This window comes from Pseudomonas sp. S3(2024) (genome assembly GCF_036861315.1).
GTDB classification, from domain to species: Bacteria; Pseudomonadota; Gammaproteobacteria; order Pseudomonadales; family Pseudomonadaceae; genus Aquipseudomonas; species Aquipseudomonas putida_A.
The window spans coordinates 502,226-522,098 of record NZ_JAZAQQ010000002.1 but is presented as its reverse complement, the minus strand read 5'-3'; the positions used below and the strand labels follow the sequence as shown (position 1 = coordinate 522,098).

The window sequence follows — 19,873 nt, the reverse complement described above, 5'->3', positions numbered from 1 at the left end:
CAGTTTGTATAAGATCAGCTCGTCAGCCTGGATGCTGGCACTTTGCAGTCAATGACAAATGCTCATCCAGCATTTGCTCTGCCAGCGCGGAAACAGGGACACAAACCTCGTCTTTCCCTACTTCCAGGTACTGCCCCTATGTTTTTCAAACGCCACCAGTCCGAACTCAACGACCTTCAACACACCATCACCGAACAGAACGGCCTGCTTGAAGCGATCAATCGCTCCATGGCGGTGATCGAGTTCGACCTTGAAGGCGTAGTGTTAAAGGCCAATGACAACTTCCTCAAAACCATGGGTTACCGCGCCGAACAGGTGATCGGCCAGCCGCATCGCTTGTTCTGCACCGCGGAGTTTGGCCGCAGCGCGCAATACACCGAACTGTGGTCGCGCCTGAAAAACGGCCAGTTCCAGTCCGGTACCTTCGAGCGGATCAACAGCCAGGGCCAGCCGGTCTGGCTGGAAGCCAATTACAACCCGATCAAGGATGCGTCGGGGCGCGTGGTCAAGGTGGTCAAGTTCGCCATGGACGTGACGACCAAAGTCCAGCAGGAAAGCGAGGCCAACGCCAAGCTGCAGGCGATCGACCGGGCAATGGCGGTGATCGAATTCGACCTCAACGGCGGCATTCTCACCGCCAACCAGAATTTTCTGACGCGCATGGGTTACACGCTCGCTGAACTCAAGGGTAAACATCACCGTTTGTTCTGCCGGGCGGAGCTGGTCAACAGCAGCGCCTATGAGGATTTCTGGCGGCGGTTGAATCAGGGTGAGCTGTTTCAGGGTCAGTTCGAACGCGTCGACAAGCGCGGCCAGAGTGTGTGGCTGGAGGCCAACTACAACCCGGTGTACGACGCTGCCGGGCGGTTGTGCAAAGTGGTGAAATTCGCCACGGACGTCACCGCCCGCGTCGAGCAGCACGAGCACGATGCGCGCAGCGCCAGCGCTGCTTATCACATCTCGGTGGAAACCCGGAAAGTCGCCGAGCAAGGCACTCAGGTGATCCAGCAGGCGGCCAGTGAGATGCGCGAAATCGCTGACGATATCGCGCAGTCATCAACGCTGATCGCGCAACTTGGCGAACGCTCGGAGCAGATCACGGCGATCGTCAACACCATCCGTGCGATTGCCGACCAGACCAATCTGCTGGCGCTCAACGCAGCGATTGAAGCAGCGCGCGCCGGGGATCAGGGGCGCGGGTTTGCCGTGGTGGCGGACGAAGTGCGGCAACTGGCGGCGCGGACCAGCGGCTCGACGGCGGAGATATCCAACATGATCGGTTTGATCCAGAGCGAAACCCGCCAGGCGATCAAGAGCATGGAAGGCACACGCGGGCGGGCGGCACAAGGCGTTGAACTGGCGGATCAGGCCGGCAGCGTGATTCTGCAGATCCGCGATGGCGCCAGTGAAGCGGTGCAGGCGGTGAGCATGTTTGCCAATGAGCGGGCGCCGGGCTGATCGATATGTCGGGCCGTTGGACCGCGTCGCGGCTTTCGCGAGCAAGCCCGCTCCCACAGGGATTGAGTCGATCTCTTAACTTGTGATCAACCATTAACCTGTGGGAGCGGGCTTGCTCGCGAAAGGGCCATAAGCCGCGATGCAGGACTATAGTGACCCTCAGTCCCAAATCCTGCCGAGCCCATCATGACCACAGAAAAACCCGACGTCCCCGCGCCCGCCCCCGTCGACCACTTGCGCTTCCACCGCCCCCACGCCCACCTCAACACCACCTTCGGCAACGACACGTTCGCCTTGCGGGCCGAGGCCTTCGCGCGGTTCTTCGGCACGCCGACCTTTCTTGGCGCACAAACCCTGATCGTGCTGTTGTGGGTGTGCCTCAATGCGACGGGGATCACCACTTTCGACGTGTACCCGTTCATTCTGCTGAACCTCGCGTTCAGCCTGCAATCGGCCTACGCCGCACCGTTGATCCTGCTGGCACAAACCCGGCAAGCCGCGCGGGACAAGGCGCAATCGGACGCCGACGCGCAACACCGTGAAGCGCTGGCGGTGGCCAACAGTGAGCGCCAGGCGCAGGCCGCGCAGACCACCGCGCAACTGCTCGAACTGCTGGAGCAGAACACCCGCCTCACCGAAATGACCAAGAGCCTGACCGAACGCATCGAAGGCCTGACCCGCGAACTGCATGCGCACATCTGCCAGAACCCGCAACGCTGATCATGGCAACCGCAGTGCCCGCCCCAGTTCATCGAACAGCGTGACCACCGAGCGCAATGCTCGGCAATCTGGGCGGGTCAGCAACCACAGCGCGGTGTCGTAGCCGTGCAGCGGTTCGCTGAGGGCCTGCAAACCTTCAGTGATCAGAAAATCCGGCAACGCCGCCACACCGAGTCCGCCGCGCACCAGTTCAGTCACCGACAGCATGCTGTTGCAGCGATAAGCCGGGGTCACGCCGGGCAACTGCTGGCGGCGCCAGGCAACGGTCGGGTGATCCGGCAGAAACTCGTCCGGGGCGATCCAGGTCAGCGTCGCCAGATCCGTTGCATCGACGTTTTGCAGATAACGCGCACTGGCGCAGACCCGGTAGGAAATCTTCGCCAGTTGCCGTCCGACCAGATGCTCTGGCGGCGTACGCGTCAGGCGCAGGGCGATGTCGGCATCGCGGCGGTTGAGGTTGGCGAAATCGTTGGAGGTGCTCAGCTCGAGAGTCAGTGCCGGATAGTTCGGCATGAACTGCGCCAGCGCCGGCAACAGCAGGCCTTGCAGCACCGAGTCGGTGCAGGTCAGGCGCACCGTGCCGCTGACCACTTCGCCGCCCTGCTCGACACCGATCCGCGCCGCTTCCAGTGCCTGCTCGGCGCGTTCGGCCTGCTCGGCGAGGGTCTGCGCGAGGGTAGTTGGCAGGTACCCGGCGCGACTCTTTTCGAACAATTGCTGACCCAGTGCTGACTCCAGACGACGCACCGCGCGAAACACCGTCGACACATCGACTCTGAGCAGCTGCGACGCCCGGGCCAGAGAGCCGCCGCGCACCAACGCAAGGATCAGCGCCAGGTCCGGGTAATCGAGTCGATAGTGCGTCGCTGCATTGATCACTTGGGGAAACGCCAATATTGAGTGCGTGAACGCCAATCTATAGTGAGCCCCGGTGATCGACAACTGCACACCCTCACCACAGAGGTTCATCACTCACTCAAATCAAGGAAATCCCATGGACGCCATTTCCATCGCCCTGATCGGCGATCACGATCCGCAAGTCACCGCCCACCAGGCGATCCCCGTTGCCCTCGGCTTGATCGCCGAGCAGTCCGGCCACAATGTGCAATTCGAATGGCTGCCCACCGAGCAGATACACGCCGACACTGCGCTGGATCACTTTGACGGCTTCTGGTGCGTCCCGGCCAGCCCCTACAAAAGTGAGGCCGGTGCACTCAGGGCCATCCGTTTTGCCCGCGAACAACAGCGCCCTTTCCTCGGCACCTGCGGTGGTTTTCAGCATGCGCTGCTGGAGTTTTCCCGCAATGTGCTGGGCTGGGCCGATGCCGAGCATGGCGAAACATCGCCGGATTCACCGCGAGCCGTGCTCACACCGCTGACCTGTTCGTTGGTGGAGGCGGTGGACAGCATTTATCTGGTCGCCGATTCGTTGATCGCCAAGGCGTACGAAACGTCCGAAATTCTTGAAGGCTATCGCTGCCGGTTCGGGGTGAATCCGCGGTTCGAACGAGAGTTGTTGACCCATCGGCTACACGCTGTCGGCCATGATTCGGCGGGCGACTTGCGCGCGATCGAATTGACTGACCATGTGTTTTTTGTCGCCACGTTGTTTCAACCAGAACGCGCGGCGCTAAAGGGCCAGGTTCCGCCGCTGGTGCGAGCATTTGTCGATGCGTGTGCGGAGCAACGTCCATGAAGCCGAACGAGCCTTGCTTTGCGGTGATTTTCACCTCGACCCGCACCGAGGGTGACAACGGTTATGCGGCGGCGTCGGAACGGATGATGGAACTGGTCAGCCAGCAGCCGGGGTTTCTCGGCATTGATACGATTCGCGGGGAAGACGGGGTCGGGATCACCATTTCCCACTGGCAGAGTGAAGCGGCGATTCTGGCCTGGCGCGAGCATCCCGAGCACCGGGTGATCCAGGCGCGCGGCCGGGCGCAGTGGTATTCGAAGTTTCAGACCCGGGTGTGTCGGGTGGAGCGGGAGTATCGGTTTGGGCAGTGACTTTGGCGGCGCGCTGACTGGCCCCTTCGCGAGCAAGCCCGCTCCCACAGGTACCGCGTTTGGGTTTTGAATTTGGTTGTGTGCTCACTGGCCTCATCGCCAGCAGGCTGGCTCCCACAGGGATTTGTGAACGCCACAGATCCAATGTGGGAGCGGGCTTGCTCGCGAAGAGGCCGGCACAGCCACTACAAAACTTCAGCCCTGCACCAGACTGCGCACCGCCACAATCTCCGGCACCTCAACCTTGCTCATGTACACCCGCAACGGCTCACTGATGTTGATCCGCTCATCGATGTTCTGATCCAGCAGCAACTGAATCAGCTCGCGCTTCAAGGTCATGGTCGTCTCAGAAGCCGGCGCCCAGACAAACTCGCTGGTGGGAATGATGCCGTCATCCGCCACGTCCATACCGAACGAATCTTCGCTGAAACGCACGATGTACTGGCCGGTCTTGCGGTTGAGGCCGACAAAACCCTTGAGGTCATCGGCGGCCTGACAGATGAGTTGGGAAGTGATGCGCATGGTAAACCTCACGAAAAATCATCGATGGTTTACACGCAGGGCAACAGAATCGGCGCGCCCTCTGCCGGAGCGTCTGCCGAGGGCAAGCGTACTGCAAACCGCGCCACAAAAGTGCAGGAAAAATCGCTTTTAATACGTTTATGTCGGTCTGGCGATAGCACCCAATCGATTCAGTTGTTAAAAGGTACGTCTTTGAAAATGCCCTGCGAAAGGAACTCGAACATGCCCGCCACTTTCACCAAAAGCGCCCTCATGCTGAGCCTGCTGCTCGGTCTCGGCCAGGCCCACGCCGCCCAGACTGACATCAACGCACTGGCAGCCGCCCATGGCATCCCGCATCCAGCCGTGATCGCGCACCGTGGCGCGTCCTTCGATGCTCCGGAGTCCACCGCTGCCTCCTACAAACTGGCCCGCGACCTCGGCGCCGACTACCTGGAAATGGATTTGCAGCGCAGCAAGGACGGCGTGCTGTTCGCCCTGCACGACAACAACCTGCAACGCACCACCGACGTCGCGACCAAGTTTCCGGAGCGCAAGGACAGCCCGGCCACCGCCTTCACCATGGCCGAACTGAAAACCCTCGACGCCGGCAGCTGGTACAACAAGGCTTACCCGGATCGCGCGCGTCCGTCCTACGCCGGGCTGAAAATCCTCACCCTCGATGAAATCATCGACATCGCCCAGGCCAACCCGAAACACAAGCCGGGTCTTTACATCGAAACCAAGGAGCCGCAGCTGTTTCCGGGCATCGAGCATGACCTGAAAGAGAAGCTGCAAGATCGCGGCTGGCTGAGCCCGGCCGGTTCGAAACTGGCGAAAAGCGAGTTGGCCGTCGGCCAGGGCAAAGGCAAGGTGATCCTGCAGACCTTCGAGAAGAACAGCCTCGAACTACTGCAAAAGGAAATGCCGCAAGTGCCGAAAATCCTGCTGCTGTGGGTCGGTGAAGGCAGCATCGAGCCGAAATCGAAGGTGACCTTTGCCGAGTCCGGCGAGAAGGACAAGAACGTGTTCTACGGCAAGCAGGAGCCGAAGTCCGAAGCCGAATTCAAGCAATGGGTTGATTTCGCCAAGTCGCAGGGCGCCATCGGCACCGGCCCTTCGGCCAGGCTGACCAAGGGCGGCGACCAGAGCTATTCGGATCTGGTGCAACCGTGGATGAACCAGTACACCCACGATCAGGGCATGCTGGTGCACGTCTACACCGTCGATGAGCCGGTGGATTTCGAGAAAGTCATGGCGGCCGGCGTTGATGGCATCTTCACCAACCGCGCCAGCGAACTGTTGAAGTTCTACAAGCGCCCGGCCAGTGCCAGTGTTGATCAGGTGTTGAAGAACAACGGGTTCTGATCAGCAGACCGGGTTGTCCGCATCGCGAGCGGGCTCGCTCCCACAAGAGCGCTGCACGCGATGTGGGGTTTTAAGGGTGAATTAAGTTGTGGTGGTTAACCTGAGCCCACTTCAACGAACAACCCAAGGAATGACCCGATGAAAACTTTGACTGCCCTGTTTACCGCCGCTGCCCTGACCCTGACTGCTGGCCTGGCCCAAGCCGATGTGCGTGTCGACCAGATCCCTGAGTTGGTCAAATCCGGCAAGATCAAGTCGCTGGAGTCGATGAACGCCGAAGCGCTGAAACTGCACCCGGGTGCGACCATCACCGACACCGATCTGGATAACCACTTCAACGGTTACGAGTACGAAGTCGAGCTGAAAACCGCCGACGGCAAAGAGTTCGACGTCGACTTCGATGCCACCACCGGCAAAGTGCTGAGCAACAAGCAAGACACCTGATACACCGCCAAAGCAAAGCCGCACGATCAGCGATCGTGCGGCTTTTTTGCGTCCGTTGCCCGGCGAATCACGCGGATGCAGCCTGAAGGGATGCCAAAACCGCCATCAGACCGCTAGTATGGCGACCATCAGATAACGATTGCAGCCGAGAACGATGGGCATGAGGCAGACAGCGGCAGCAGACATCGCGACAATCGGACGGATCAGCGCGGTTCCGGCGATCCTTCAAGTGATCCGCGAACTGACCGGCCTGCGCTTTGCCGCCGTAGCGCGGGTTACCGAGGATTCGTGGACAGCCTGCGCGGTCCTCGATCAGCTGGATTTCGGCCTGCAGGTTGGTGGCGAGCTGGATGTGGTCACCACGCTGTGCCACGAAATCCGTGCTGCGCACACCTCGGTGGTGATCGACAAGGCCAGCGAAGACCCGCTCTACCGCGATCATCACACCCCGCGCCTGTACAAGTTCGAGAGCTACATCTCGGTGCCGGTGTTCCGCACTGACGGACGGTTTTTCGGCACGATCTGCGCGCTCGATCCGAACCCCGCGCAACTCAAGTCCAGCAGCATCCAGAGCACCATGGAGTCGTTCGCGCGGATGCTCGCATTGCAGATCGAAGCCGAGGAAAACGCGCAGCTCACCGAAACCGAGTTGTTGCAGGAGCGCGAAACCGCCGAGTTGCGCGAACAGTTCATTGCCGTGCTCGGCCACGACTTGCGCAACCCGTTGTTTGCCATCAGCGCGGGCGCCGAAATGCTCCTGCGCAAGCATCCGGATCCGGCCATCGAAGTGCGGGTACGCAATATCCTTGGCAGTGCGCAAAGGGCAACGCGGTTGGTGGATGATGTGCTCGACTTTGCTCGCGGACGTCTGGGCAATGGTATTCCGGTCGCGATCCAGCCCTGCGCCGACTTGACCGACGCGGTGCAGCAGGTGGTGACGGAAATCCGCAATGTGCATCCGCAGCGCACCATTCACGCCTGCATCGGCGAATTGCAGGGCGTGGCCTGCGACCGTGGCCGGATTGCCCAGTTGCTGTCGAACCTGCTGGCCAATGCCGTGACCCATGGCGACCCGGAAGGGGATATCGAAGTCATCGCCCAGGTCGAGCACGGTGCGTTGATGCTGGCGGTGAAGAATCAGGGGCATATTCCCGAGGCGGTTTTGCCGCATCTGTTCCAGCCATACTCGCGCCCAAGCGCCAGCACGCCCCAGGCCGGGCTCGGTCTGGGGCTGTATATCGCCAGCCAGATCGCCCAGTCCCATGGCGGGCATTTGCATGTAGCGTCCACCGCACAGAGCGGCACGCTTTTCACCTTCAGCCTGCCAACCCTCTGAAACACACCGCAGTTCTCTGTAGGAGTGAGCCTGCTCGCGATAGCGGTGTGTCAGTCACCATGAATAAGGCAGATATACCGCTATCGCGAGCAGGCTCACTCCTACAGGGGAATCGCGTGATGCTTAAGCCGAAGTGCTGACCAGCGAGCCCGAGCTGCTCGATCCGGAATCCTGCAACGCCTGCAACAACGCCGCCGTGGCCGTCTGCAACGAAGCCGAGGTGCTGGAGATTTGCGACTCGGCGGACGCCACGTCGGCAGCCTTGGCATCAGCGTCTTCCTGCTTGGCCTGAGCCGCTTGCAGCGCCTGCTGCTGTTCCTGCAATTGCTTTTGCAGCTCGGCGATCTGCTTGCGCAGTGCTTTCACCGAATCCGATTCACCGCTGCTGTCGGAACTGCTGTCACCTGCCGGAGCCGCGCCCCCGCCAGCCGCCACTTTGCTGGTGTCGGCGCTGACGCCCGCGCTGCTGGTTGCAGGGGTCGAAGTGTCGTCGCTAGCGTCGCTGATCCTGGTTTTGCTGGTGGCGGTGCTGACGGTCTGATTGATCGAAACGGAGGTGATGCTGACCATGGGAGGGCTCCAATGCCGGTTATAGATAACCGGCCATCGGCGGCACTCGCACGGATTTGAGATCGACTGTGTACCGACTCGGTAACCGAACCGGTACACGTCAGCTGACGTCAGGCGCTCAGGCGCGCGGTGACTTCGTTGAGTTGCCCGGACAGGCCATGCAGGTTCTGGCTGGCGCTTTCGGTGCGCTGCACGCTGTTGAGGTTGGTGCTGGCGATGGACGTGATCTCGGTCAGGTTGCGCGAGATGTCTTCGGCCACCGAGGTCTGCTCTTCGGCGGCGGTGGCGATCTGGCGGTTCATGTCGCGGATCGCTTCCACCGCGTGGGTGATGCGCTCCAGCATCGCACCGGCCTGGGTCACTTGCTCGACGCTTTCGTCGCTGCGTGCCTGACCGCTTTCGATCGCTTGCGCAGCATCCACGGCGCCGGTCTGCACGTTCTGAATGATCTGGTTGATTTCAATGATCGACTCGGCCGTACGCTGCGCAAGGTTGCGCACCTCGTCAGCGACCACGGCGAAACCACGCCCGGCCTCTCCGGCCCGTGCCGCTTCAATCGCTGCGTTGAGCGCCAGCAGGTTGGTCTGTTCGGCGATGCCGCGAATCACTTCCAGCACTTTGCCGATGCGGCCGCTGTCGCTTTCCAGACGACGAATCACTTCCGCGGTGTTGGCGATTTCGCCACGCATCTTAGTGATGGTGTGGATGGTGCCCTGCATGACCTTTTCACCCTGCTGGGCAGACTGGTCGGCATCGTCGGCAGCGCGCGCCGCATCCGCCGCGTGACGGGCGACTTCCTGGGCAGTGGCAGACATTTCGTTCATCGCCGTGGCCACCTGATCGGTGCGGTTGAACTGCTCGTTGGTGCCGCCGGCCATGGTCGTGGCGATCGCATTCAGTTCGCCGCTGGCGCTGTCCAGATCACTGGCGCTGCGTTGCAGATGAGTGAAGGTTTCGGCGAGGAAATCACGCAGGGTATTGGCCGCGGCGGCGAGGTTGCCCAACTCGTCCTGACGGTCGTTGGCAACGCGCTCGGCGAGGCGCCCACGGCTCAACTGGGTGACGTAGTCGATCAGCTTGCGGATCGGCTCGATCAGGTTGCGGTTGACCAGCCACAGGCTCAGCAAACCGATCAGCAGACCCGAGCCGAGCATCACCAGAATCCCCAGCAGCACGGTGCTGTCAGCACTGGCGCTGATTTGCGCCGACTGTTCGGTGCCCTGCTTGCGCAGCTCGGCGACCAGTTCGCTCATCTGATCGCTGGTGGCACGGTCCACACCTTTGACGGCGCTGTCGCCAGCCGTTGGATCGGCACCCGCAGCGACATAGGCATCGCGGCCCTTCTGGTAAGCGCTGCCGAGTTGGCGGTGCTCATCACGCAAGCGTTCGATGCGGGATTTCAGCGCCGGCTCAAGACCTTTCTGCCCGGCCAGTTCACCGAGAATGTTCTGCACATCGCGCTGACGATCTTCGAACTGGCTCCAGTACTTGGCCAGGTCCGCCGGTTGCTTGCCGCGCAGCAAGACGTTTTTCCACTCCTGCACCTGCACTTTGAATTGCAGGTTGGCCTCGTCGATCAGTTGCGAGGTGTGCAACGGGCCGGCGATCAACTGGCTGTAGTTCTGCACGCCGTTGGACAGGAAATGAAAGCAGGCCAGTGCGATCAACAGCATCGCCAGCAGGCTGCCGCCCAGCAGGGCGAGAATTTGTGCTCTCAAGGATTTTTGCAGCATCGCGAGATACTCAGGACAGGGATGAGGCACGCCCGGTAAGGCGTGGAATTTTGCCGGACATCCGTGTCGGCGAGCCTTGGCTCATGGCCAAGCGCGCGCAACGTAACCCAAGCGTGATCGGCGTACCAGAGCGCTTCTTGAAGAAAATCCGACCGCCGGTAAGACATTGATCTGGCGTCACTTTGTCGTCACACAAGTGTCATCTGCGGTTGCGATGATGCGGCTCAGTGAACCTGCCATTCCGCGACCGACGCGCCCTCCTCGCAGCGAGCCTCCATGAACCACAGCCTCGACCTCAGTCATCGCGATCCTGATTTGTTCGGTCTGCTTTACGGCTTCCGTTTTCGTCCCGGTGAACGTGGCCGCGAAGTCGATTCGGCGACCGCCCTGCGTTGTCTGCAAGACGACAGCGACAGTGATGAATTCCTCTGGCTGCACCTGAACCTGGCGCACGCCGCGTGCGAGCGCTGGATGAAAAGTCATCTGCAATTGCCCGAAGAGTTTTTCGAGGCGCTGCACGAAGGTTCGCGCTCGACGCGCATCGAACACGTTGACTCGGCGTTGCTGGCAGTGGTCAACGACGTGGTGTTCAACCTCAGCAGCATGGTTTCCTCAGACGTGTCGACGCTGTGGGTCTGCGTGCGCAGCAAACTGATCGTCAGCGCACGCCTGCAACCGCTGCACTCGGTGGACAAATTGCGTTCGTCGGTGAAGGCCGGCGAATGCTTTCGCTCGCCGTCGGAACTGCTGGTGCACTTGCTGCGTGATCAGGGTGAAGTGCTGACGCAGATCGTGCGCAAGACCAGCATGAGCGTCGATCAGGTCGAGGACGAATTGCTCTCCTCACGCCTGTCGACCAACCGCGCCGAACTCGGCGCCAATCGCCGGGTGCTGGTACGCCTGCAACGGCTGTTGGCGCTGGAGCCGGGTTCGCTGCTGCGCCTGCTCAATCGTCCGCCGCCGTGGCTGCAGAAGGAGGACGTCAAGGAGCTGCGCAAATCCACCGAGGAGTTCGCGCTGATCATCAACGACCTCACCGCCCTCGGCGAGCGGATCAAACTGCTCCAGGAAGAAATCGCCGCCAACCTCAACGAACAGAGCAACCGCACCCTGTTCACCCTGACCGTGGTCACGGTGCTGGCGTTGCCGATCAACATCATTGCCGGTTTCTTTGGCATGAACGTGGGGGGAGTGCCACTGGCGACGGATCCCGAGGGGTTCTGGATATTGGTGGCGCTGGTGGCGACGTTTACCGTGATTGCCGGGCGCTGGGCGTTTCGCAAGCGTGGGGATTATTGACCCCTGATTTATGTGTTCACCACAGATCTCTGTTGGAGGGGGCTTGCTCCCGAAGGCGTCAGGTCAGCCAACATCATCGCTGAATGACAGACCGCATTCGCGAGCAAGCCCGCGACCACCCCGGATCGCGACCAGCCAAAATACTTCATTCACGGCCCATCTCCTGTGGGAGGGGGCTTGCTCCCGAAGGCGTCAGGTCAGCCAACATCTTCGCTGAATGACAGACCGCATTCGCGAGCAAGCCCGCTCCCACATTAAGATCTTCATCAGCCTTCAGATCAGCGGTGAGCTAATCCGCCAAACACTGACCTGCCGCAGTCTCTCTGTAATATTTAGCAACGATCATGACCGACACTCCTTCCCTCGCTCAGGATTGTCCGCTCATGGCTACTCCCTCCCTGACCGCCGCCCGCCCCACGTCCGCCCACGGCGGCCGGCCGGCACTCGATAAAAAACCCGGCCCGTTCACTTATGTGGTGTTCTTCGCGGTGCTCGCGATGGGGATGCTGTTCACCGCTTACAGCCTGATGCACGACATGCATGAGCTGGGCACCACCGTCACCACCTGGACCCCATTCCTGCTGCTCGGCGTAGCGCTGCTGATTGCGCTGGGCTTTGAGTTCGTCAACGGTTTCCACGACACCGCCAACGCGGTCGCGACGGTGATCTACACCCACTCGCTGCCGCCGAACGTGGCGGTGGTCTGGTCGGGTTTCTTCAACTTCCTCGGGGTGTTGCTGTCCAGTGGCGCGGTGGCGTTCGGCATCATCGCCCTGCTGCCGGTGGAGCTGATTCTGCAGGTCGGTTCGTCCGCCGGTTTCGCGATGATCTTCGCCCTGTTGATCGCGGCGATCCTGTGGAACCTAGGCACCTGGTGGCTGGGCCTGCCGGCCTCCTCTTCCCACACGCTGATCGGTTCGATCATCGGCGTCGGCGTGGCCAACGCCTTGATGCACGGGCGCGACGGAACCAGCGGCGTGGACTGGGCGCAGGCGACCAAGATCGGTTATGCGCTGCTGCTGTCGCCGTTGGTGGGCTTCGGCTGCGCGGCGCTGTTGCTGCTGGCCATGCGCGCCTTCATCAAGAATCGCGCGCTGTACAAAGCGCCGGAAGGCAACAACCCGCCACCGTGGTGGATTCGTGGTTTGCTGATCGCCACCTGCACCGGTGTGTCTTTCGCCCACGGCTCCAACGACGGGCAGAAAGGCATGGGCCTGATCATGCTGATTCTGGTTGGCACCTTGCCGATGGCTTACGCGTTGAACCGCACCATGCCCGCCGATCAGGCGCTGCAATTCGCTGCCGTCGCCGAGGTCACCCAGCAAGCGCTGGTGAAAAATACCCCGCTGCCAGCCCCGGTGGATCCGCGTCCGGTACTGTCCGATTACGTGCGCAGCAAGCAAGCCACGCCGCAACTGATCCCCGCCCTCGCTGCCCTCACCGGGCACATTGGCGAAGAGGTCAAAGGCTATGGCTCGCTGTCGAAAGTCCCGGCCGAGGCCATGGGCAACGTGCGTAACGACATGTACCTGGCCAGCGAAAGCATTCGCCTGATGGACAAGAACAAGGTCGGCAACTTCGACGCCGACACCACGGACAAACTGCAACTGTTCAAGCAGCAGATCGACAACGCCACGCGCTTTATTCCGTTGTGGGTGAAGATCGCCGTGGCCATCGCCCTGGGCCTCGGCACCATGGTTGGCTGGAAACGAATTGTGGTGACGGTCGGTGAAAAAATCGGCAAGACCCACCTGACCTACGCCCAGGGCGCCTCTGCGGAAACCGTGGCGATGCTGACCATCGGCGCGGCGGACATGTTCGGTTTGCCGGTCTCGACCACCCATGTGCTGTCATCGGGTGTGGCCGGGACCATGGTTGCCAATGGCGGCGGGCTGCAGATGAAGACCATCCGCAATCTGCTGATGGCGTGGGTGCTGACCTTGCCGGCGGCGATTCTGCTATCGGGCAGCCTGTACTGGCTGTTCACCCAGATTTTCTGAACAACCCGGCCCCCCCTGTAGGAGTGAGCCTGCTCGCGATAGCGGCGCTTCAGTCACATCTGCATCGACTGACAGCACGCCATCGCGAGCAGGCTCACTCCTACAGTTGATCTGCGGCGAGTTACAACGTCGAACGGATGACATCGCCCAACCACTCCATGAACACCCGCACCCGCAGCGGCAAATGCCGTTGCCGCGCATACAGGATGGCAATGCCCATCGCCGGCGCCGTGAACTGCGGCAGCACAGTCACCAGTTCTCCGTTATCCAGATGCGGCTGCATGCCGGTGCGCGGTACCTGAATCAGACCGAAGCCGCCCAGGCAGGCCGACTCGTAAGCATCGGTGCTGTTGACCGTGACGCTGCCAGCCATCGGCAATCGCCGCACCTGTCCGTCCTGTTCATACACAAACCCTTCCGAGCGCGAACCGAGCACCCCGACGTAGTGCACCAGCCGATGCTGCGCCAGATCCTCCAGCGTCTGCGGCACGCCGTAGCGCTCAAGGTACGCCGGGCTGGCGCAGTTGATCATCGGGAAGTCGCCCAAGTGCCGCGCCACCACCGATTGATCCGGCTGCGCGCCGATGCGTACCACGCAATCGAAACCTTCGCTGAGCAAATCGACACGGCGGTCGGTGCTGCTGATTTCCAGTTCCAGATTCGGGTGGCGCACCATGAACTCCGGCAGCAGCGGCATGATCAGGCGCCGCGCGAGGATGTTCGGCATGTCGACACGAATCCGCCCGCTCAGCGAGGCCGGATCCTGCCGAAACAGCCCCTCGATCTCGTCCATGTGCGACAGCAGATCCTTGCTGCGTTCGTACAGCACCAGGCCGTCCTGAGTCGCCTGCACCTTGCGCGTGGTGCGTTGCAGCAGGCGGGTGCCGAGCAGGGTTTCCAGGGCCTGGACATGTTCGGAAACCGTCGAGCGCGGCAACCCGAGACTCTCGCCAGCAAGGGTGAAACTCGACAGTTCGCTGACCCGGACGAAGGTGCGCAGCAGTTCCAGTTTGTTCATGAGGACACCCGTTGATTGTTCGGCTGAGTCGATCAGTGATTCCGGTTTCAGTCTGTTTATCACCCCATGGCGGATAAATAAACTTTGCTCATCACCACTCAACGCAATCGAGGATTTCACATGAGCCGCAAAATCGCATTGATCACCGGTGCCAGCCGTGGCCTGGGCAAGAACGCCGCCCTGCACCTCGCCGCCGAAGGCGTGGACATCATCGGCACCTACAACAGCCGCGCCGATGAAGCCCAGGCACTGGTGGCTGAACTGGAACAACGCGGCGCCAAAGCCGTGATGCTGCAACTGGATGTTGGTCGCAGCGAAACCTTTGCCGATTTCGCCTCGCGGGTTGCGCAAGCGCTGCAGCAACTGGAGCGTCCGCGTTTCGACTTCCTGATCAACAACGCCGGGATCGGTGTGCACGCGGCGTTCGCCGAAACCACCCCGGAACAGTTCGACCTGCTGATGAATATCCAGCTCAAAGGGCCGTTCTTCCTGACTCAGCAACTTCTGCCGCTGATCAATGACGGCGGCCGGATCATCAACATCTCCAGCGGCCTGACCCGCTTCAGCCTGCCGGGTTATGCCGCCTACGCGGCGATGAAAGGCGCGATGGAAGTGCTGACCCGCTATCAGGCCAAAGAGCTGGGCGCGCGGCAGATCGGCGTGAACATACTGGCGCCGGGCGCCATCGAGACCGACTTTGGCGGCGGTGCGGTGCGCGACAACGCGGCGTTGAACGCGATGGTCGCGAGCAATACCGCACTGGGTCGCGCCGGGCAGCCGGATGATATTGGTGGCGCGCTGTCGATGCTGCTGGCGCCGGGGGCGCAGTGGATCAACGGGCAGCGGGTTGAAGCATCCGGCGGCATGTTTCTCTAAACCCAACACGCCCCTGTAGGAGCTGCCGAAGGCTGCGATCTTTTGATCTTGTTTTTAAAAAATCAAAGTCAAAAGATCGCAGCATGCGGCAGCTCCTACAGGGTTCGGGTTAGCCCTGACAGGCGCTGCGCTGCACAAACCGCTCCCGCACCACGTCATAGCCCCAGTGATACACATAGGTGTACGGCAGGAAAAACAGCAGAACGCCGATGTCGAGCAAGAACGCCTGCCACAGGCTGACCGACAACCACCAGGCAATCAGCGGCACGCCCATCACGATCAATCCGCCCTCAAACAGCAACGCATGGACCACCCGCGTCCAGGCGTTGTGCGCGACGTGCAGGCGCTTGAGCATGCGGTCGAAAAAGCCGTTGAACAGCACGTTCCACGCCAGCGCCAGCAGGGCAATCAGCACGGTCACCGCGCCCATGTCCAGCAGCGGTTTGTCCATGATCCACGCCAGCAACGGCGTACAGATCAGGATCGCCAGACACTCGAAACCGATGGCCTGGAAGATACGTTCAGTGATGGATTTGTTGGCAGTCATGGCCTGACTCCTTGAGTGAAGAGGGTTGCCATGATCGGCCACCACGCCGATACTTCATAACCAATAACCATCGATCAAGGCGATAGTTCATGGCTTCGCAAGAAGTGCTGTTGGCGTTTGTTCAGGCTGCCACTCAGGGTTCGTTTTCGGCAGCGGCGCGCAAGCTGGGGCGCAGTCAGTCAACCATCAGTGCCGCAGTGGCCAGCCTGGAGATCGATCTGGATCTGGTGCTGTTCGACCGCAGCAGCCGCAAACCGACCCTGACTCCGGCCGGCCATGTGATGCTGCAACGGGCCGAGGCGATTCTGGCGGCCACCAGTCGTATGGAAATGAGCGCCCGGCAACTGGCCCAAGGCGTTGAGCCGAAGCTAACCGTGGCGATTTCCGACACCTATCAATCGGCGCGTTTCGAAGCGGCGCTGGTCGGCTTCGAGCAGCGTTACCCGGATCTGGAACTGGAATGCCTGATCGCCGAGTGCGACGACCTGATCGAGTTGGTCCAGCGTGGCCGCGCGCACCTGGCGTTTGCCGAAATGCAGGACACCTATCCACCGGATCTGGTGACCTCGACCGTCGCCGAGCGCACTGACCTGGCGCTGTTCGTCAAAGATGATCATGTGCTGACCCGTGTCGAACGGGTCGACCAGCAGGTGCTGGAGCAGCATCGCGAGTTGCGCCTGGCGACCATCGTCAATCCCTACGACAGCCGGGCGAAGGGCCGGGTGTGGTCGGCGCCGAGTTACCTGATGCTGATGGAAATGGCGGAGATGGGCTTTGGCTGGGCGGCGCTGCCGCGCTGGCTGGTGGCGCGTTTCGGTAATGGCTCGCTGGTGGAACTGACGGTGCGCGGCTGGCCGCGGCCGGTGTATGTCGATGCGTTGTGGTCGCGGATTTATCCGCCGGGGCCGGCGGGGAGCTGGTTGCTGAGCAAGATGCTGGAATAGAAGCTCCCAATCGCGAGCAAGCCTGATGTTTTCATGCTGACTTTACCGGCCCCTTCGCGAGCAAGCCCGCTCCCACAGTTCGAATGCGCTCACCTGTGGGAGATGCTGGAATAGAAGCTCCCAATCGCGAGCAAACCCGAACTTTTCATGCTGACTTCACTGGCCCCTTCGCGAGCAAGCCCGCTCCCACAGTTGGAATGCGCTCACCTGTGGGAGATGCGGGAATAGAAGCTCCCAATCGCGAGCAAACCCGAACTTTTCATGCTGACTTCACTGGCCCCTTCGCGAGCAAGCCCGCTCCCACAGTTGGAATGCGCTCACCTGTGGGAGCGGGCTTGCTCGCGAAGGGGCCAGTATTGCCAATGAATTCCTCGGATCATTCCAGTTCGCTCAGCCGCCCCTCGATAAACCGCCGCTCCGGCTCTTGCCGGGTCAGTTCCAGTGCTCGCCGATACGCCGCCCGCGCCTGCTCCACCCGACCCAACTGCCGACAAAACTCCGCCCGCGCCGAATGTGCCAGGTGGTAATACTGCAACTCGCCGCGATCCAGGATCCCCTCGATCAGCGTCAGCCCCGCCAACGCGCCATCGCGCTTGGCCACTGCCACCGCGCGGTTCAACTCGATCACCGGCGACGGCATCGCGCGCAACAGCACGTCATACAGCCCAACAATCTGCTGCCAATCGGTTTCTGCCGCTGACGGCGCTTCGGCATGCACCGCGGCGATCGCCGCTTGCAGGCAATACGGCCCGAACCTTCGGGTGGTCAGCGCCCGCTCCACCAGCGCACAACCTTCAGCAATCAACCCGGCATCCCAGCGCGAGCGATCCTGATCGTCCAGCAGGATCAATTCTCCACTGGGTGACGTGCGCGCCGGCCGCCGCGACTCATGCAATAGCATCAACGCCAGCAGGCCCATGACCTCCGGTTCCGGCAGCAGCTCCATCAGCAACCGCCCAAGCCGAATCGCCTCGCGAGTCAGATCTTCGCGGGTCAGCTCGGCGCCCATCGATGCCGAATAGCCTTCGTTGAACACCAGATAAATCACCCGCAACACGCTGTCGAGGCGCTCGGGCAGTTCGCTCAGGCTGGGGACTTGATAAGGAATTCTGGCGTCGCGAATCTTCGCCTTGGCACGGACGATGCGCTGGGCAATCGCCGCCGGTGCCGAGAGAAACGCGCGGGCGATTTCCTCGGTGGTCAGGTCACAGACTTCACGCAGGGTCAGCGGCACTTGCGCATCCGCCGCCAGCGCCGGGTGACAGCAGGTGAAGATCAGCCGCAGGCGGTCGTCTTCCACGTCTTCGCCACTCCAGTCGGCCTGCTCCAATTCTTCGAGCTGCGCCAGCAACAGCGGCTGCGAGGCCTTGAACCGGGCGCGGCGGCGCAATACATCGATGGCCTTGAAGCGCCCGGTGGACACCAGCCAGGTACGCGGATTGTCCGGTACACCGTCGCGCTGCCAGCGCTCGACCGCGACGAAGAACGCCTCGTGCAAGGCTTCTTCGGCGAGATCGAAATCCCCGAGCAGACGAATCAGGGTCGCCAGAATCCGCCGCGAGTCTTCGCGATAGACCTGCTCGACCCGCGCCCGGACTTCAGACATTCAACTGCCGCACCGGACGCACTTCAACGCTGCCGACCCGGGCCGCCGGAATGTTACCGGCGACCTGAATCGCTTCGTTGAGATCCTTGGCATCGATCAGGTAAAACCCGGCCAGTTGCTCCTTGGTTTCAGCGAACGGGCCATCGGTGATCGACAGCTTGCCGTTGCGCATGCGCACGGTGGTCGCGGTCTGCACCGACTCCAGCGCTTCGGCCGCGACCATCCGCCCGCTGCCCTGAATCGACTCGGCATAGGCCCAGCACTCGGCGTCTTCCGGGCTGTCGGGCGAGGTGTGCAGCAGGCGCTCATCGCTGTAGACCAGGCATAAATACTTCATGGCGTTCTCCTGAATCGAACGGATCAACTATGGCTGAAGATCAGGGTTGTACATCGAACAGCGTGCTGCCGCTCATCGGATCGAACGGTGCCGACCAGTGCTCGTGAGCGATCTTCCACGTCCCGCCGACCTGCCGATAGCACGCGGTGGCGCGCATCCAGCAGCTCTGGGTTTCGCCCTTGTCGTTGGTGCCGCCGCAATGCGTTACCCAATGGGCGAAGGCGAGGTTGTCGGCGGTCTCGATGGCGATCTCGTGAAACTCGAAAACGTGCGGGCCGGAACACATCTCCATGCAGGCTTCCCAATGTGCACGGTAGGCCGCTTTGCCCTTGAATTGCAGGGCCTTGATCGCATCGAAGGAGACGATGTCGTCGGTGTACAACGTCATGACCTTGTCGACGTTCTTGGTCATTACCGCGTCGCGGTAGGTATTGATCAGGGTCTGGATTTCAGTCTGTGCGCTCATGGTGTTCTCCGTGTTTTTGTTGTGAAGACACCCTTAGTCGTTCGGCAAACCGGCAGATCGACAGCCGAAACAAAAAATTTCCGCCGAACACAAAATCGCTAGAATCCGAGGCTCATCTTTGTAGGAAAAAGGAAATTCCCGTGTCAGCCCAACTCGTGCCGTACGACCGCCTGAACGCCTTGCAGCGTCAGCAAGTCGAGGCGATTGAAATCCATCCCGAGCAGATCAAATTCTCCGGCGACATCCATGGCGCGCTGCACACGCTGCTGTCCAGACCCGGCCCCGGCGTCAAAGGTTTCGCGCTGCTGGCCGATCAGGTGCCGGTGGCTTTTCTGCTGCTCAAGCGCCCACCGGTGTTGCCGGACTGGGCCGATGAACACAGCGCCACCCTGCACGCCTTGCAGGTCGATCACCGGGCGCAGGGCAAAGGTTACGGCAAGGCTTGCCTGCAGGCGCTGCCCGAGGTGGCGCGTGAAGCATGGCCGGAGATCAAGGGGCTGGAACTGTCGGTGGATGCCGATAACGATGCCGCCATCGCGCTGTACGCCAAACACGGTTTCGTCGACAGCGGCGAAGCGTACAAGGGCCGGGTCGGTTACGAACGGCGTATGGGACTGTTTTTCTAAATCATCGAGGGATGCAC

The 19,873-nt window shown here is 61.4% G+C and carries 21 protein-coding genes and 1 pseudogene; 13 read left to right on the top strand and 9 right to left on the bottom strand.

The window, feature by feature from the left end:
* Positions 1 to 51: 51 nt before the first annotated feature.
* From VLA07_RS27180 to VLA07_RS07100, 3 genes and pseudogenes are all read left to right on the top strand, one after another.
* Positions 52 to 912: pseudogene (locus VLA07_RS27180) on the top strand (PAS domain-containing protein); the annotation flags it as partial.
* 51 nt (positions 913 to 963) lie between these two features.
* Positions 964 to 1,458 carry a methyl-accepting chemotaxis protein gene (locus VLA07_RS27175; protein WP_371260358.1) on the top strand — a complete coding sequence of 165 codons (495 nt, stop codon included), beginning with the start codon at positions 964 to 966 and terminating at the stop codon, positions 1,456 to 1,458.
* A gap of 186 nt (positions 1,459 to 1,644) precedes the next feature.
* A complete protein-coding gene (locus tag VLA07_RS07100) occupies positions 1,645 to 2,178 on the top strand; it encodes a DUF1003 domain-containing protein (protein WP_027612612.1) in 534 nt (177 codons plus the stop codon).
* On the opposite strand, the gene VLA07_RS07095 is transcribed toward VLA07_RS07100, so the two are convergent.
* Positions 2,179 to 3,120, bottom strand: coding sequence for a LysR family transcriptional regulator (locus tag VLA07_RS07095; RefSeq protein ID WP_330206672.1), 942 nt, complete (start codon positions 3,118 to 3,120; stop codon positions 2,179 to 2,181).
* A gap of 52 nt (positions 3,121 to 3,172) precedes the next feature.
* Here VLA07_RS07095 and VLA07_RS07090 point away from each other — a divergent pair, with 52 nt between their 5' ends.
* Positions 3,173 to 3,874, top strand: a complete 702-nt coding sequence (locus VLA07_RS07090) for a CTP synthase C-terminal region-related (seleno)protein (RefSeq protein WP_333988723.1) — start codon at positions 3,173 to 3,175, stop codon at positions 3,872 to 3,874.
* The gene (locus VLA07_RS07085) at positions 3,871 to 4,185 is read left to right on the top strand and encodes an antibiotic biosynthesis monooxygenase family protein (protein WP_333988722.1); all 315 of its coding nucleotides are present in this window, start codon (positions 3,871 to 3,873) and stop codon (positions 4,183 to 4,185) included. The genes VLA07_RS07090 and VLA07_RS07085 overlap by 4 nt, the downstream gene beginning before the upstream one ends.
* A gap of 195 nt (positions 4,186 to 4,380) precedes the next feature.
* On the opposite strand, the gene VLA07_RS07080 is transcribed toward VLA07_RS07085, so the two are convergent.
* A complete protein-coding gene (locus VLA07_RS07080) occupies positions 4,381 to 4,707 on the bottom strand; it encodes a DUF2025 family protein (protein WP_097085861.1) in 327 nt (108 codons plus the stop codon).
* Between the two features lie 222 nt (positions 4,708 to 4,929).
* Between VLA07_RS07080 and VLA07_RS07075 the strand changes: the two genes are divergently transcribed.
* The 3 genes from VLA07_RS07075 (at position 4,930) to VLA07_RS07065 (ending at position 7,834) form a co-directional block, all read left to right on the top strand.
* The gene (locus tag VLA07_RS07075; protein WP_333988720.1) at positions 4,930 to 6,054 is read left to right on the top strand and encodes a glycerophosphodiester phosphodiesterase; all 1,125 of its coding nucleotides are present in this window, start codon (positions 4,930 to 4,932) and stop codon (positions 6,052 to 6,054) included.
* A 138-nt stretch (positions 6,055 to 6,192) separates the two neighbouring features.
* Positions 6,193 to 6,498, top strand: coding sequence for a PepSY domain-containing protein (locus VLA07_RS07070; protein ID WP_007917758.1), 306 nt, complete (start codon positions 6,193 to 6,195; stop codon positions 6,496 to 6,498).
* A 160-nt stretch (positions 6,499 to 6,658) separates the two neighbouring features.
* Entirely contained in the window at positions 6,659 to 7,834 is a 1,176-nt protein-coding gene (locus VLA07_RS07065) for a GAF domain-containing sensor histidine kinase (protein ID WP_333988719.1), read from the top strand.
* Positions 7,835 to 7,957: 123 nt separating this feature from the next.
* Here VLA07_RS07065 and VLA07_RS07060 read toward each other — a convergent pair whose 3' ends face one another.
* Entirely contained in the window at positions 7,958 to 8,404 is a 447-nt protein-coding gene (locus tag VLA07_RS07060) for a hypothetical protein (RefSeq protein ID WP_139054834.1), read from the bottom strand.
* Positions 8,405 to 8,514: 110 nt separating this feature from the next.
* Complete coding sequence (locus VLA07_RS07055) at positions 8,515 to 10,137, bottom strand: methyl-accepting chemotaxis protein (protein ID WP_098965194.1); 1,623 nt, start codon at positions 10,135 to 10,137, stop codon at positions 8,515 to 8,517.
* A 276-nt stretch (positions 10,138 to 10,413) separates the two neighbouring features.
* Here VLA07_RS07055 and VLA07_RS07050 point away from each other — a divergent pair, with 276 nt between their 5' ends.
* Positions 10,414 to 11,436 (top strand): transporter, encoded by a 1,023-nt coding sequence (locus VLA07_RS07050; RefSeq protein WP_183784307.1) that lies wholly within the window; start codon positions 10,414 to 10,416, stop codon positions 11,434 to 11,436.
* A gap of 383 nt (positions 11,437 to 11,819) precedes the next feature.
* A complete protein-coding gene (locus tag VLA07_RS07045; protein ID WP_115989069.1) occupies positions 11,820 to 13,436 on the top strand; it encodes an inorganic phosphate transporter in 1,617 nt (538 codons plus the stop codon).
* A 121-nt stretch (positions 13,437 to 13,557) separates the two neighbouring features.
* Here the strand turns inward: VLA07_RS07045 and VLA07_RS07040 are convergent, their stop codons facing one another.
* Positions 13,558 to 14,454 carry a LysR family transcriptional regulator gene (locus VLA07_RS07040; protein WP_333988718.1) on the bottom strand — a complete coding sequence of 299 codons (897 nt, stop codon included), beginning with the start codon at positions 14,452 to 14,454 and terminating at the stop codon, positions 13,558 to 13,560.
* A gap of 120 nt (positions 14,455 to 14,574) precedes the next feature.
* Here VLA07_RS07040 and VLA07_RS07035 point away from each other — a divergent pair, with 120 nt between their 5' ends.
* Entirely contained in the window at positions 14,575 to 15,330 is a 756-nt protein-coding gene (locus tag VLA07_RS07035; RefSeq protein ID WP_103519776.1) for an SDR family NAD(P)-dependent oxidoreductase, read from the top strand.
* Between the two features lie 109 nt (positions 15,331 to 15,439).
* On the opposite strand, the gene VLA07_RS07030 is transcribed toward VLA07_RS07035, so the two are convergent.
* The gene (locus VLA07_RS07030) at positions 15,440 to 15,877 is read right to left on the bottom strand and encodes a multidrug/biocide efflux PACE transporter (protein ID WP_333988717.1); all 438 of its coding nucleotides are present in this window, start codon (positions 15,875 to 15,877) and stop codon (positions 15,440 to 15,442) included.
* Positions 15,878 to 15,966: 89 nt separating this feature from the next.
* Between VLA07_RS07030 and VLA07_RS07025 the strand changes: the two genes are divergently transcribed.
* The gene (locus VLA07_RS07025; RefSeq protein WP_223007815.1) at positions 15,967 to 16,821 is read left to right on the top strand and encodes a LysR family transcriptional regulator; all 855 of its coding nucleotides are present in this window, start codon (positions 15,967 to 15,969) and stop codon (positions 16,819 to 16,821) included.
* 376 nt (positions 16,822 to 17,197) lie between these two features.
* On the opposite strand, the gene VLA07_RS07020 is transcribed toward VLA07_RS07025, so the two are convergent.
* The 3 genes from VLA07_RS07020 to VLA07_RS07010 are packed head-to-tail and all read right to left on the bottom strand — an operon-like array spanning position 17,198 to position 19,230.
* Positions 17,198 to 18,427, bottom strand: coding sequence for an RNA polymerase sigma factor (locus VLA07_RS07020; protein WP_333988716.1), 1,230 nt, complete (start codon positions 18,425 to 18,427; stop codon positions 17,198 to 17,200).
* On the bottom strand, positions 18,420 to 18,764 hold the full coding sequence (locus VLA07_RS07015; protein WP_007969364.1) for a YciI family protein: 345 nt from the start codon (positions 18,762 to 18,764) through the stop codon (positions 18,420 to 18,422). The genes VLA07_RS07020 and VLA07_RS07015 overlap by 8 nt, the downstream gene beginning before the upstream one ends.
* Before the next feature lie 40 nt (positions 18,765 to 18,804).
* A complete protein-coding gene (locus tag VLA07_RS07010; protein WP_027612596.1) occupies positions 18,805 to 19,230 on the bottom strand; it encodes a YybH family protein in 426 nt (141 codons plus the stop codon).
* A 140-nt stretch (positions 19,231 to 19,370) separates the two neighbouring features.
* On the opposite strand from VLA07_RS07010, the gene VLA07_RS07005 reads away from it, so the two are divergent.
* Positions 19,371 to 19,856, top strand: a complete 486-nt coding sequence (locus tag VLA07_RS07005) for a GNAT family N-acetyltransferase (RefSeq protein ID WP_333988714.1) — start codon at positions 19,371 to 19,373, stop codon at positions 19,854 to 19,856.
* The last annotated feature ends 17 nt before the right edge of the window (positions 19,857 to 19,873 follow it).